The 13,702-nt window shown below is 62.4% G+C and carries 12 protein-coding genes and 1 tRNA gene; 8 read left to right on the top strand and 5 right to left on the bottom strand.

What is annotated here, in order from left to right; translation table 11 throughout:
• Positions 1 to 71: 71 nt before the first annotated feature.
• The 3 genes from M2375_RS08345 (at position 72) to rimO (ending at position 3,293) form a co-directional block, all read left to right on the top strand.
• Positions 72 to 1,022, top strand: coding sequence for a LysR substrate-binding domain-containing protein (locus tag M2375_RS08345; protein WP_259165138.1), 951 nt, complete (start codon positions 72 to 74; stop codon positions 1,020 to 1,022).
• A gap of 109 nt (positions 1,023 to 1,131) precedes the next feature.
• Entirely contained in the window at positions 1,132 to 1,668 is a 537-nt protein-coding gene (phaR, locus tag M2375_RS08340; protein WP_259165137.1) for a polyhydroxyalkanoate synthesis repressor PhaR, read from the top strand.
• A gap of 212 nt (positions 1,669 to 1,880) precedes the next feature.
• Positions 1,881 to 3,293 (top strand): 30S ribosomal protein S12 methylthiotransferase RimO, encoded by a 1,413-nt coding sequence (gene rimO / locus M2375_RS08335; protein ID WP_259165135.1) that lies wholly within the window; start codon positions 1,881 to 1,883, stop codon positions 3,291 to 3,293.
• Between the two features lie 84 nt (positions 3,294 to 3,377).
• Here the strand turns inward: rimO and M2375_RS08330 are convergent, their stop codons facing one another.
• The 5 genes from M2375_RS08330 to earP form a co-directional block, all read right to left on the bottom strand.
• Positions 3,378 to 4,190 carry a PPK2 family polyphosphate kinase gene (locus tag M2375_RS08330; protein WP_259165133.1) on the bottom strand — a complete coding sequence of 271 codons (813 nt, stop codon included), beginning with the start codon at positions 4,188 to 4,190 and terminating at the stop codon, positions 3,378 to 3,380.
• Positions 4,191 to 4,298: 108 nt separating this feature from the next.
• On the bottom strand, positions 4,299 to 5,687 hold the full coding sequence (locus M2375_RS08325) for an MATE family efflux transporter (protein ID WP_259165131.1): 1,389 nt from the start codon (positions 5,685 to 5,687) through the stop codon (positions 4,299 to 4,301).
• 44 nt (positions 5,688 to 5,731) lie between these two features.
• On the bottom strand, positions 5,732 to 6,364 hold the full coding sequence (locus M2375_RS08320) for a DUF2239 family protein (RefSeq protein ID WP_259165130.1): 633 nt from the start codon (positions 6,362 to 6,364) through the stop codon (positions 5,732 to 5,734).
• A gap of 205 nt (positions 6,365 to 6,569) precedes the next feature.
• Entirely contained in the window at positions 6,570 to 7,124 is a 555-nt protein-coding gene (efp, locus tag M2375_RS08315) for an elongation factor P (protein WP_182327373.1), read from the bottom strand.
• A gap of 166 nt (positions 7,125 to 7,290) precedes the next feature.
• On the bottom strand, positions 7,291 to 8,394 hold the full coding sequence (earP, locus tag M2375_RS08310) for an elongation factor P maturation arginine rhamnosyltransferase EarP (RefSeq protein ID WP_259165129.1): 1,104 nt from the start codon (positions 8,392 to 8,394) through the stop codon (positions 7,291 to 7,293).
• 94 nt (positions 8,395 to 8,488) lie between these two features.
• Here earP and M2375_RS08305 point away from each other — a divergent pair, with 94 nt between their 5' ends.
• The 5 genes from M2375_RS08305 to M2375_RS08285 all read left to right on the top strand — a co-directional run bounded on the left by M2375_RS08305 (position 8,489) and on the right by M2375_RS08285 (position 13,074).
• A complete protein-coding gene (locus tag M2375_RS08305) occupies positions 8,489 to 9,703 on the top strand; it encodes a CaiB/BaiF CoA-transferase family protein (protein WP_259165127.1) in 1,215 nt (404 codons plus the stop codon).
• Between the two features lie 61 nt (positions 9,704 to 9,764).
• Positions 9,765 to 11,750: an excinuclease ABC subunit UvrC gene (gene uvrC / locus M2375_RS08300; protein ID WP_259165126.1), complete on the top strand. Its 1,986-nt coding sequence runs from the start codon at positions 9,765 to 9,767 to the stop codon at positions 11,748 to 11,750.
• 86 nt (positions 11,751 to 11,836) lie between these two features.
• Positions 11,837 to 12,403, top strand: coding sequence for a CDP-diacylglycerol--glycerol-3-phosphate 3-phosphatidyltransferase (gene pgsA, locus M2375_RS08295; RefSeq protein WP_259165125.1), 567 nt, complete (start codon positions 11,837 to 11,839; stop codon positions 12,401 to 12,403).
• Between the two features lie 306 nt (positions 12,404 to 12,709).
• Positions 12,710 to 12,982, top strand: a complete 273-nt coding sequence (locus M2375_RS08290; protein ID WP_182327378.1) for an HU family DNA-binding protein — start codon at positions 12,710 to 12,712, stop codon at positions 12,980 to 12,982.
• Positions 12,983 to 12,998: 16 nt separating this feature from the next.
• Positions 12,999 to 13,074, top strand: a tRNA-Val gene (locus M2375_RS08285).
• Positions 13,075 to 13,702 lie beyond the last annotated feature (628 nt).

Here is a 13,702-nt window from a genome sequence, read left to right as displayed (position 1 = left end):
ATAAGCTGTTTGTCGACCTGCCTTCCCCTAGAAGTTGCAGGTGACGGCATGCGTCACCTGGGAGACAAGATATGCGCCGAATGATTCCGTCCACCCAAGCCCTGGCCTGCTTTGAGGCCGCCGCCCGCCACGAGAGCTATACCCGCGCCGCCCAGGAGCTGGCGCTAACGCAAAGCGCCGTCTCGCGCCAGATCATTGCGTTGGAAGAGCAGTTGGGCGTGCAGCTGTTCAAGCGCTCGCGCCACGGCATGGTGCTGACCGTGGCGGGCCACCAGTACAGCCAGCAGGTGGCGCAATGGCTGCAGGGCATTGAGCGTGGCACGCTGGACATCATGGCCCACCAGGGTGCGGGCGGCGCGATCAGCATTGCGGCGGTGCCGACCTTTGCTACCCGCTGGTTGCTGCCGCGCCTGCCGCAGTTTTTGCAGCAGCACCCGGGGGTGGTGGTGCATATCGATGTGCAAACCCGGCCCTTTGCCTTTGCCGAGCGCCTGGTGGATGCCGCCATCTATGCCGGCACGGCCGAGCAGGCACGCCAGTGGCCGGGCACCCAGGCCACCTGGTTGATGGACGAGCTGATCGTGCCCGTCTGCAGCCCCCGCCTGCTGGAGGGCGCCACCCAGCGCGGGCGCGGCCGCGCTTACCTGACGGTATCGCCCCCGGTGCTGGCCCAGCTGCCGCTACTGCAGCAAAGCACCCGCCCTGATGGCTGGCGCAAATGGTTTGATGCGGCGGGTGTGGAGGCGCCCCATGCACTCGACGGGCCGCGCTATGAGCTGTTCTCCATGCTGGCGGTGGCTGCCGCTGCAGGCATGGGCGTGGCGCTGATCCCGCCGATGCTGATCCAGGACGAACTGGCCCGGGGCGAACTGGTGGTTGCCTGCGACCAGCCTTTGAAAGGCAGCCGCGCCTACTACTGGATGACCCCGCTGGCGACCGAGCCCATGCCCGCCCAGCCGGCACTGCAGGCCTTTGGCAACTGGCTCAAGGGCCGGGCAGCAGGCTCAGCCGTTACCGCATAAGGGTAAGTGCTGCACTGCAACAGGCCCTGGGCATCACTACAATCTAAAAATTACCTTTGCGGTAAAAACCCATAACGCCAGCCGTTGGCGAGAGACACAGGAGATCCGCGTGCCGGAAAAGACCCCAGGAACAACCACCGCTTCCGAGCGCGTCGTCAAGAAATACCCCAACCGCCGTCTGTACGACACCCAGACCTCCGCCTACATCACCCTGGCCGAGGTCAAGGCCTTGGTGATGCAAAACGAGCCCATCGTCGTCAAGGATGCCAAAACCGGCGAGGATCTGACGCGCAGCATCCTGCTGCAAATCATCCTGGACGAGGAGGCAGGCGGCGCGCCGATGTTCACCGAGGCCATGCTGGTCAACATCATCCGCTTCTACGGCCATGCCATGCAGGGCTTTATGGGCTCCTACCTGGAGCGCAATGTGCAGATGTTTACGGAGATGCAGGGCCGCTTTGCCGACCAGATGAAGGGCGCCACGCCCGAAATGTGGCGCAACTTCCTGGGCGGCGTTCCCGGCATGCCCGATATCTCCGGTGGCAACTACCAGGCCCAGTCGCAGCAGTTCTTCCAGCAAATGCAAGAGCAGATGCAAAAGCAGACCGAGCAGATGCTGACGGCCTTTGGGATCAAGCGGCCCTGACTTGCACGGTGCCAAGGCGCCAGGCTTGCAAAAGCCGGCGCCTTTTTGTCGTCTGATACCTGGCCTGGCACGGAATAGCGGGCCCGCGCTGCGCTTGGCTTGCAGCGCGGTGCTGGAGAGTTGGCACAGGTCTATATCCCAGGGGGCGAGGCGTCGGGAGCGCCTGCTTTAAAATACCGCCCAGATTAGTTGCCAGGCTCTCCTGCAAAAAAATGAATACCGATACCCACGCCGCCATTGCCACGTCCCCTGCCAACAAAGTCCCCAAGGTGGGCTTTGTCAGTTTGGGCTGCCCGAAGGCTTTGACCGATAGCGAGCTGATCCTGACGCAGCTGAGCGCCGAGGGCTACCAGACCTCCAAGACCTTTGAAGGCGCTGACCTGGTGATCGTCAACACCTGCGGCTTTATTGACGATGCCGTGCGCGAAAGCCTGGACACGATTGGTGAGGCGCTGGCCGAGAACGGCAAGGTGATCGTGACCGGTTGTCTGGGTGCCAAGACGGGTGCCGACGGCGGCAATATGGTCAAGCAGATGCACCCCAGTGTGCTGGCGGTGACGGGCCCCCACGCCACGCAAGAGGTGATGGACGCGGTCCACACCAACCTGCCCAAGCCGCATGACCCGTTTATCGACCTGGTGCCCGGCAGCTTTGGCGAGGCGGGCATCAAGCTCACCCCCAAGCACTATGCCTACCTGAAGATTTCGGAAGGCTGCAACCACCGCTGCACCTTCTGCATCATCCCCTCGATGCGCGGTGACCTGGTCAGCCGCCCGATTGGCGATGTGCTCAAGGAAGCCAAGGCGCTGTTTGCTGGTGGCGTCAAAGAGCTGCTGGTGATCAGCCAGGACACCTCCGCCTATGGCGTGGATGTGAAATACCGCACGGGCTTTTGGGACGGCAAGCCGGTGAAGACCCGCATGCTGGAGCTGGTCGAGGCTCTGGGCGAGCTGGCCAAGCCTTATGGCGCCTGGGTGCGTTTGCACTATGTCTACCCTTACCCAACCGTTGACGCCATTTTGCCGCTGATGGCCCAGGGCCTGGTGTTGCCGTACCTGGATGTGCCCCTGCAGCACAGCCACCCCGATGTGCTCAAGCGCATGAAGCGCCCGGCCAGCGGTGAGCGCAATCTGGAGCGCATCCGCGAATGGCGCGCGATCTGCCCTGAGCTGGTGATCCGCTCGACCTTTATTGCGGGCTTCCCTGGCGAGACCGAAGAAGAATTTGCCCACCTGCTGGACTTTATCCGCGAGGCGGAGATTGACCGCGCCGGCTGCTTTGCCTATAGCCCGGTCGAAGGCGCCACCGCCAACGAACTGCCCGGCATGCTGCCCGCGGATGTGCGCGAAGCGCGCCGTGCCCGCTTTATGGAGGTGGCCGAAGAGGTCTCCGCCAAGCGCCTGGAGCGCCGTGTGGGCCAGACCATGCAGGTGCTGGTGGACAAGGCGATCGGCCTGGGCAAGAAGGGCGGCATTGCCCGCACCTATGCCGATGCGCCCGAGATTGATGGCGTTGTGCACCTGCTGCCGCCCGAGAAGCTCAGCAAGACCTACAAGGTTGGCGAGCTGATCAAGGTGCGCATTGTGCGCAGCCAGGGCCATGACCTGGTGGGCGTGCCCGTTTAAACGCTCAACCTTATCCAAAACAAAGGGGCCTTGCTGGATCAGCAGGCCCCTTTTCTGTGGTCTGCGCGCTTTTGCTGTGCGCGCCTACTCGACCTGCAGGCCGACCAGCTCGGGGAAATCCACCGGGTACTGCGGCTGCATGTCCAGCAGGCAGTGGTTGAGCAAGGTGTTGACCATCAGGTTGCGGTGCAGTTTGTTGTCCGATGGCACCACATACCAGGGCGCATGCGTGGTGGAGGTGGCTTCCAGCAGGTCTTCGTAGGCCTGCTGGTAGGCATCCCACTGCTGGCGCACGGCCAGGTCGTCCATGCTGAACTTCCAGCGTTTTTCCGGTACATCGATGCGCTCTTGCAGGCGCGTGCGCTGCTCGTCCTTGCTGATGTGCAGCATGCACTTGAGGACGGTGGTGCCGTTCTCGGTCAGCAGGCGCTCGAAATCATTGATCTGCGCATAGCGCTGCTTGGCCACCTGGCGGGTGATCCAGCCATTGACCAGCGGCACCAGCACATCCTCGTAGTGGCTGCGGTTCCAGACGCCGACCTCGCCCTTGGCTGGCACGACTGCATGGCAACGCCAGAGGTAGTCGTGCGAAAGCTCTTCCTTGCTGGGGCTTTTGAACGTGGCCATGCGCACGCCCTGGGGACTGGTGCTTTTGAAAACGCCGCGCACGGTGCCGTCCTTGCCGCTGGTGTCCGTGCCCTGCAGCACCAGCAGTACCGAGCGCTTGTTCTCGCCTTGCAGCGGGCGCAGCAGCTGGGCCAGCTGTTTGTTGAGCATCTTCAGGTCTTTTTCCTGGGCCTTGATGCTGCCGTGCGTAAAGGGGGTGGCGGCCGGGTCGTAGTCGGCCAGATGGACAGCGCCTTTGATGGGCACGCGGTAGTTCTGGGGATTGGGCATAAATGGCGATGTGGATGGACATGCAAGCGAAGCGCAGGCCATGATTTCAGCTTTTGGCGGGCTTGTCACCTTGTCGCGGCGTCTTTAAGGGATTCCTTCGCTGTTTATTCAGACCATTTTGCGGATGGGGCGCTTCTTCCAGATGGCCTGGTAGTACCAGGTCTGCAGCGCCAAGGTCAGGCCGTAGGAGACGGGGAAGGCCATCCAGATGCCCACCAGGCCGAAGTGGCGGCTGAACAGCCAGGCCAGCGGCAGCTCCAAGATGGCAATCACGCCAATGGTGATCAAGGTGGGGACCAGCACATCGCCGCTGGCCCGCATCAGCGCGGCGAGCGAGGCAAAGGCGCCAAACAGCAGGCCGCTCCACAGCACAATGCGCAGCAGCTCCACGGCCACATGCAGCACCTCGGGCTCGGTGATAAAGATGGACAGCAGCGGCTGGGCAAAAATACTGCCCAGCAAGGCAGTGGCGCCACCGATGACCATGTTGATCTGCAAGGCGGTGCGGGCAATGGCGGGCAGGCGCTCGCTGCGGCCGGCACCAATCGATTGGGCGGCCAGGATGGAGGCGGTGATGGCCACCGAGATCAGCGGAAACTGTGCAAAGGCATTGATCTGGTTGACGGCACCGTAGGCCGCCGTGGCGTCCGAGCCAAAGCCGTTGATCAGCGACAGCACTACCAAGCCGGCCAGCGAGGTGGCAATCATCAGCACGCCCGTGGGGATGCCCACGCGCAGCACGGCGCGCAGCAGGGCCCAGTCCGGTCGCATGGCGCGCAGCAAGGCGCGGTTGGGTGCCAGCACGCTGCGCTTGCGGCGCAGCTGCAGGCCCAGCCAGGTGAGGGCGATGCTAAAACCAAGGATCATCGACACCCCGGCGCTGGCCACGCCCAGGCGCGGCAGGCCGCCCCAGCCAGCAATCAGCGCCGGGGTGCTGACCAGGCCGATGCCGGTGGACACAATCAGCGACCACATGGGCGTGAGGGTGTCACCCACCCCGCGCAGCAGCGAGGTGGCGAGCAAGAAGATAAACAGCCCCGGCATGCCCAGCAGCACGATGCGCGAGTACACCGTGGCTTGCTCCAGAATGTCGGCCGGTGTGCCCAGCATGCGCATGATGGGCTGGGTAAACAGCCCGCCAAACAATGCCACCGCTGTGCCCATGACCAGGCCAGCCAGCAAGGTGGTGCCGGCGATGGCCCGCACCTTGTCGGGCTGGCCCGCGCCCCAGGCCTGGCCGATGAGCACCGAGGCGCCCGCACCCAGGCCAATGACAAAGGCGATGAAGACAAACATCACCGGAAAGAAGGCGGCCACGGCGGCCAGGGCCTTGACCCCCATCATCTGGCCCAGAAACATGCTGTTGAGCGTGCCTGAGAGCGACTGCAGGATATTGGACAGCAGCATGGGGCCCAGAAACACCATGAAGACCTGCCACAAAGGGCGAGCCGCGCTGGCCGGGTGTGCGGCCTGGGTGGAGAGAGGTGGCGATGACATGGCAAGAGGAGGTGGTGGTGCGCTGGGCCGGCAGTCGGGTGGGATCAAGCGGCCCAGATCGGGCGGCTGAGCTGGTGCAGATAGGCTTGCACATCGTCAGGCCAGGCCTGGGTTTGCAGCAAGAAGGCCGATTGCTTGTGGGCAAACAAGGCGCGGCAGGCTTCGTCGAAACCAGGCAGATCGCCGGCCATGGCCTGCATGAACTGGTAGGTGGCCTCGGTGGCGGCACGTTGCGAGTCTTGCTGGGCATGCGCATTGCGGGCATCATCGATGAGCCGGCGCAGCGCAGCGGAGGCCCCGCCGGGCTGGCGGTTGAGCCAATCCCAATGGCGCGGCAGCAAGGTGACTTCGCGCGACACCACCCCCAATTTGGGGCGTCCTACCGCGCGGGTGCTGCGGCTGCGCGAGGGCGATTCGGGCAGCGCTGCAGCCGTTTCCTCGGGGGCGGTGCCCGGCGTGTGGGGCGGCAGCGGCGCGGCGGGCAATTCCGCGCGCCAGTTCAGGTCCAGGCGCAGGCCGGAGAGGTCGTCAAACACCCACAGCGGGGTGTGACTGCCAGTGGGGTGCAGCTCATCGTGGTTTTGCAGGTAGCGCAGCACCGTCAAACGGTCGGCTTGCAGCAGGCGCTGGGGTCCCTGAAAAATGGTCAAGCGGCTGGTCAATGTCTCGGTACTCATGGTCAGGCATGGCTGGTTTTATAGCGATCCTGGCATTTTACCGGGGCAAAAATAAAAGGCTATTTTTAATGGGTAAAAATATGTTTCAGCGGCTGCGGGGCGGGAGAGGGCCTGGCGGCCTTGTCATGGCTGGGCGCGCTGACCACAAAAAAACCTCCAGCGCGGGGCATGGAGGTTTGCTTGCGTTGGGCGGGTTGCCCTGGCATTACACGCGCTTGCGGTATTCAGCAGTGCGGGTGTCGATTTCGATCTTGTCTTCCTGGCTCACAAACAGGGGCACAGAGATTTCAAAACCGGTAGCGATCTTGGCGGGCTTGAGCACCTTGCCGGAGGTGTCACCCTTGACGGCTGGCTCGGTCCAGGTGATTTCGCGCACGATGGTGGTGGGCAGTTCGACCGAGATGGCCTTGCCGTCATAGAACACCACTTCAGCGGTCATGCCGTCTTCGAGGTAGTTCAGTGCGTCAGCCATGTTTTCGGCTTCCACTTCGTACTGGTTGAATTCGGGGTCCATCCACACGTACATGGGGTCTGCGAAGTAGGAGTACGTGCAGTCCTTCTTTTCCAGGATCACGTTGTCGATCTTGTCGTCGGCCTTGAACACGTTTTCCGTGCCGAAGTTGCCGATCAGGCTCTTGAGCTTCATGCGGACGGTAGCAGCGCCACGGCCGCCACGTGCGTATTCGGTCTTCAGAACGATCATCGGGTCTTTGCCGAACATGATCACGTTGCCAGCGCGGATTTCTTGAGCGATTTTCATAGCAGTAAGTGCCTGTGTTGGGGCCGCTCAAACTACTACGGGCGGCGCGCAAGTGTCGTTGTTTGACTGGCTGTGCTGCGCCGTAGCATGTTCCGCGGCGTTGTGCGCATCCGTCAACTGCTGCCTGGCGGCGCAAGGTGCGCGGATAAGCGCAAAGACTACTATTCTAACCTTTTTCGCCCGCAAATGCCATCAGCTGTTCGGCAAGGCTGGGCTGGGCAAGCAGAGTGTTGCGCGCGGCCCGCACGCACTGGGCCCATTGCTGCAACTCGGTCGCTGTAACTGCAGGCCATGCTACTGCGCTGCCATCAGGCCTGGGAATGCCATTCCAGGCTGCATGGGCTTGGCGCAGGCTGGCGGGTGCATTCAGCCAGTCCAAAAAGGCTTCTAGCTTGGCATGGTGGGCGTTGTCGTCCTGCGGGTAGATGTGCCAGACAAAGGGCTGGCCGGCCCAGAGGGCGCGCACCAGCGAATCCTCGCCGCGCACAAAATTGAGGTCGCTGGCCCAGAGCATCTCGTCAAATGCCGGCTGGCTGCAGGTGCCCAGCAGATGCACATGGGTGGGCATGGGCTGCGGCAGCAGTTGCTGCACCAAGGCGGTGGCGCGGCCAGGGGTGACCAGCCATTGCGTACCCGGGCCGGCGCTGGCAAAGGCTTGCAAAAACGCTGGTGGCTCGTAGCAAAAGAGCGAGAAGACCTGGTCGCTGTTTTGCAGGCCATGCCGCGCGCGCCAGGCATTGCGGCTAAAGCTTGCCTGGCGCTGGGGTAGATCGGCCTCGCGCAGCAGGCCGCCCGTGTCGCTGCTGAAGCCGGGGTAGAAAAACCAGCGCGTCAGCCCTGCTGCGGGGCCACTCATCAGCCGCGATGGCAGGCGGTGGCAGCGCGCCACATAGTCTTCGGCCGACAGGTATTCCAGATTGATCCAGACGCTGGGGCGCTGGTGGTGCGCGCGTTCGGCCAGCGCTTGCTGAAAAGCGGCCGGAATCTCGCAGCCAAAGGCTTCGATGACCACATCGCCCACGCCACCGGCAGGCGCTTGGGTGGGCCAGGCGTGCAGCGTTACGCCGAGCGCTCCTTGCGGCGCCATCCAAGTCAGCGCTTGGCCATCGTCCACCCACAGGCGCACCTGGCAGCCGCGCTGGGCCAAGTCCGCAGCCAGGCGCCAGCACACGCCGATATCGCCAAAATTGTCGATCACCTGGCAAAAAATATCCCAGACCTGGGGGGGAGGCGAAGGCGTGGCGGAGGGCGGGGTGGGGGAGTGGGTCATCACGGGGGCGATGATAGTGCAGTCCCGGGCGTCACCGCATGGGCGGCTGTACTGGGCCACAATAGCTTTCAGTCGATGAAGGATGGAGACAGACATGAATCCCAACACTGCAACCCCCGGGCCCATGGCTTTGCAAGGCGTCAAGGTGGTCGAGATGGGCCAGCTGATTGCCGGGCCGTTTTGTGGCAAGACCCTGGGCGAGTTTGGTGCCGAGGTGCTGAAGATCGAAGCCACGGTCAGCGGTGACCCGCTGCGCAACTGGCGACTGCTGAAAGACGGCACCTCGGTGTGGTGGCAGGTGCAGTCGCGCAACAAACAATCGCTGGCGCTGGATCTGCGCCAAAAAGAGGCGCAGGACATTGCCCGCCAGTTGATTGCCCAGGCCGATGTGCTGGTGGAGAACTTCCGCCCCGGCACCCTGGAGGGCTGGGGCATGTCGCCTGAAGAGCTGCATGCGATCAACCCGGGTCTGGTGATGCTGCGTATCTCAGGCTACGGGCAAACCGGCCCTTACCGCGATCTGCCAGGCTTTGGCGTGATTGGCGAGGCCATGGGCGGCCTGCGCCATTTGACGGCCGAGCCCGGGCGGGTGCCGGTGCGCGTGGGGGTGTCGATTGGCGACACCTTGGCGGCACTGCATGGCGTGATTGGCGTGATGATGGCGCTTTACCACCGCAAGGTGAATGGCGGCACGGGCCAGGTCATCGATGTGGCCTTGCATGAAGCGGTCTTCAATGTGATGGAAAGCCTGATCCCCGAGTACAGCGCCTTTGGCGTGGTGCGCGAGGCCGCCGGTAGCGCCTTGCCGGGCATTGCCCCATCGAACGCCTATGCCTGCCAGGATGGCTGGGTGCTGGTGGCCGGCAATGGCGACAGCATCTTCAAACGCTTGATGGACACCATTGGCCGGCCGGACCTGGGCCAGGCGCCGGACCTGGCGGGCAATGCCGGCCGGGTGGCGCGTATTGAAGAGATCGATGCGGCCATCAGCGCCTGGACGCAGCCGCGCGCCATTGCGCAGGTGATGGATGCGCTGGCTGCTGCCAGGGTGCCGGCTGGCAAGGTCTACACGGCCAAGGACATCAGCGAGGACCCGCACTACCGCGCGCGCCAGATGATCGTGCCGCAAACCACGCGCGATGGCCATACGCTGGAGGTGCCGGGCATCGTGCCCAAGCTGTCGGCCACCCCAGGCACGATCCGCAGCAGCGCGCCCCACCTGGGCGACGACACCGATACGGTGCTGCAGGGCCTGGGGCTGAGCGCCACGCAGATTGCGGCGTTGCGTGAACGCGGCATTGTGCAGTGATGGACTGCGGCGGATAGGCCAGTTCGCTGTGGGCGGGGCGAACGCATAAGACAATAGCGCCATGGCCACGCACGTGCACTCTCCCGAACTCCTTGCCCAGGTGGCTGGCTTGCCAGCCATGCCTGGGGTCTACCGCTACTTCGATGCCAGCGACGCCTTGCTGTATGTGGGCAAGGCCATCAACCTCAAGCGCCGGGTGTCGAGCTATTTCCAAAAAGACCATGGCGGCACCCGCATTGGCCACATGGTGGGCAAGATCGTGCGCATGGAAACCACGGTGGTGCGCTCCGAGGCCGAGGCCCTGCTGCTGGAAAACAACCTCATCAAGACCCAGCACCCGAAATACAACATTCTTTTTCGGGATGACAAGAGCTATCCGTACCTGAAGATCAGTGGCATGGCCATCCACGATGGCGACCTGCGCACGCCGCCCAGCCAGTGCTACCCGCGCGTGGCCTATTACCGGGGCGCAACCGACAAGCGCCAGCGCTATTTCGGGCCCTACCCGAATGCCTGGGCGGTCAAAGAGACCATCCAACTGCTGCAAAAGGTGTTTCGCCTGCGTACCTGCGAGGATAGCATCTTCAGCAACCGCACCAGGCCTTGCCTGCTGTACCAAATCAAGCGCTGTAGCGGCCCCTGTGTGGACCACATCAGCCCGGAAGACTATGCCGCCGATGTCGCCCATGCCGAAGCCATGCTGCGCGGCGAGACCGACACCCTGCTCAAAGCGCTGGAGTCGCGCATGATGGCGCACTCGGACAAGCTGGAGTTTGAGCAGGCGGCCGACATCCGCAACCAGATCAAGGCGCTGGCGAGCATGCTGCACCAGCAGAGCATCGAGACCATCGATGACCGCGATGTGGACATGCTTGCCGTGCAGGTGCAAGGCGGCAAGGCCTGCGTCAACCTGGCCATGGTGCGGGGCGGGCGGCATCTGGGGGACCGCGCCTATTTCCCGGTGCATGTGGAAGACAGTGCCGCCATTGCCAGCATGGAAGAAGCCGAAGATGCCGCGGACCAGGAGGCAGGCCAGCCCGGTACGGTGCTGCCCGCCAAAACGGTGGAGCAGCGCGTGCTGGAGGCCTTTGTGGCTCAGCACTATTTGCAGGTGGCGCCCCCGCCGGTACTGGTCGTGAGCGTGGCGTTGGAGCCCGCCTTGCTGGAGGCTTTGTCGCAGCAGACCGGCACACGCATTGCAGCCGTGTCGCAGCCGCGCGAGGAGCGCCGCGTGTGGCTGGAGATGGCGCAAAAGAATGCCCAATTGCAGCTGGCCCGCCTGCTGGCCGAAGAGGGCTCGCAGCAGGCGCGTACGCGCGCCTTGGTGGAGGCGCTGGATTTGCCGCAAGATGATATCGACCAGCTGACCATCGAGTGCTTCGACATCTCGCACACCGCCGGGGAGAACACCCAGGCGTCTTGCGTCGTGTTCCACCACCACAAGATGCAGAGCAGCGAATACCGGCGCTACAAGATCGAGGGCATTACCGGCGGCGACGACTATGCCGCCATGCGCCAGGTGCTCACGCGGCGCTACAGCAAAGTGGCCGAGGCCCAGCGCGATGCTGGTGGCGCCGAGCTGGGCAAGGGCGCAGCCCGGCTGCCCGATATCGTGCTGATTGATGGCGGCAAAGGCCAGGTGGGTGTGGCCCGTGAGGTGTTCACGGCGCTGGGGCTGGACCTGTCACGCATTGTGGGCGTGGAAAAAGGTGAGGGCCGCAAGGTGGGGCTGGAAGAGCTGGTGTTCTGCGACGGTCGCGACAAGGTCTACTTAGGCCGGGACTCGGCCGCGCTGATGCTGGTGGCGCAGATTCGCGATGAGGCGCACCGCTTTGCCATCACTGGCATGCGTGCTGCGCGGGCCAAGGTGCGCGTGGGTGGCAGTCGGCTCGAAGACATTCCCGGCGTGGGGCCCAAAAAACGTGCGCGCCTGTTGCAGCGTTTTGGTGGTGTGCGCGGCGTCGAAGATGCCGGGGTCGACGACCTGATGACCGTGGACGGCATCTCTGCCGCATTGGCGCAGGACATCTACAAGGCCCTGCATTGATGGAGTGGTAACGGCCATGCCGCAATGGTCGCGCAGGCAATAGTGCGGTTCACTGAATTTGCACGGTTGCGTGCCACAATAGCCCCATGTTCTTTACGATCCCCACCATCATGACCTGGACGCGCATCGTCGCGATCCCGCTCATCATCGGCGTGTACTACTCGCCTCTTGATATGGCCACCAAAAACCTGTGGGCCACCGTCATGTTCGTGGTGTTCGCCTTCACCGATTGGCTCGATGGTTTTTTGGCGCGTAAGCTCAACCAAACCTCGTCCTTTGGCGCTTTTCTCGATCCCGTCGCTGACAAGTTCCTGGTCTGCGCGTCGCTGCTGGTGCTGGTGTACCTGCAACGCGCCGATGTGTTTGTCGCGCTGATCATCATTGGCCGCGAGATCGCCATCTCGGCACTGCGCGAGTGGATGGCCCGCATTGGGGCCAGCAAAAGCGTGGCGGTGCACATGGTGGGCAAGCTGAAAACCACCGTGCAAATGGTGGCCATTCCGTTTTTGCTTTACGACGGCAAGGTCGCCGGAATCGATACCGGCATCTGGGGCACCTGGCTGATTTGGGGTGCGGCGGTGCTTACCGTTTGGTCCATGGTCTACTACCTGCAAAAAGCGCTGCCAGAGATCCGGGCTAGGGTTGATTCCTAGTCCATGGCGCGGACTTTGCGCTAGACTTCATCGCGTCTGTACCTGCAAAAAGGGCTGCAAAGCCCGTCTTGCTTGGCTTTTGTCCAGAAAAGTACAGGCTGGTCAGTGAAAAAATGTGATTTTTTTGCTGGCGTGTCCTGAAATACCGTCTAGAATTCATCTCGTTCCAGAGGCACTGGATGCGAGATGAAAATTTCGTGCCAGTGGTGTTGTTTTTGAATCTGTGACAGTTGTACTGAGTACAAACTGCTCATAATGAGACGAAACATATACTTCCTTAACTCTCTTGATGAATAGAGGCTGCTTGTGAATAAAACTGAACTCATTGAGCACATTGCTAACAATGCTGATATTTCCAAGGCTGCTGCCGCTCGCGCGCTGGAGTCCACCATTGATGCAGTGAAGAAAACCTTGAAAAAAGGTGGTACAGTCTCTCTGGTAGGTTTTGGTACCTTTGCTGTTGGCAAGCGTGCAGCACGCACCGGTCGTAATCCACGTACCGGCGATGCCATCAAGATCAAGGCCGCCAAGGTGCCTAAGTTCCGTCCAGGCAAAGCATTGAAAGATGCGCTGAACTAATTTCGGTTATCAGGTGGGGTGCTTAGCTCAGTTGGTAGAGCGGCGCCCTTACAAGGCGTAGGTCGGCGGTTCGACCCCGTCAGCACCCACCAAACAATAACCAAGAAAATCAACCCCTTAGAGCGATCTAAGGGGTTTTTTCTTTGCCTAACTGCACTTCCCGTCCAGGGGTGTGGTGAGGATGGAAGTTTCACCGCTTGGTGAATGGGCGCTAACTGAATCCGGCTGGTGCAGTGGTACTTCCATGCCCATGCACCACCGTTTGTGTTTAAGCTAAGCCTCTTGGCGCGGACAGTATGCACGCGGCAGGGCTTGCTGGAGCTGTAGTTGGCCGCTCCCTCCAGGCCGCCAAACTGGCCCAACGGTGTCGGGGTGCTGGCACTCGCCAAAACGCGTTGGCCAAAGCTGCTGTGTCAGGCCCGGGTCACCGAATGCGGTCACCGCACAGGATGGGCCACTAGGGAGGCTCTTCAAAACCCTCGCCAAAAGGGGTGGACACGAATTGGGTTGAGCCGCAAGGCGTCTTGTGCGGCCAATAGCCAGCTATTGACAAGAAAGGCAACGCAGCGGATCGCCCGAGTCAGCGTTCAGACCACGGCAGGGAGTTTTGCCGAGGATCCTTAGGCGCTTAGGAGCAAGCAAAAATGCGGGCAATCACTGTGTATATAGGAGGCCTGTGCGTTGAGGGGGCCTAAAATTCCCGTATTCCCTAAGCTGCCT

It is taken from the genome of Comamonas sp. BIGb0152 (assembly GCF_024809975.1).
Lineage (GTDB): Bacteria > Pseudomonadota > Gammaproteobacteria > Burkholderiales > Burkholderiaceae_C > Comamonas.
This window is presented reverse-complemented; position numbering and strand designations above follow the sequence as displayed.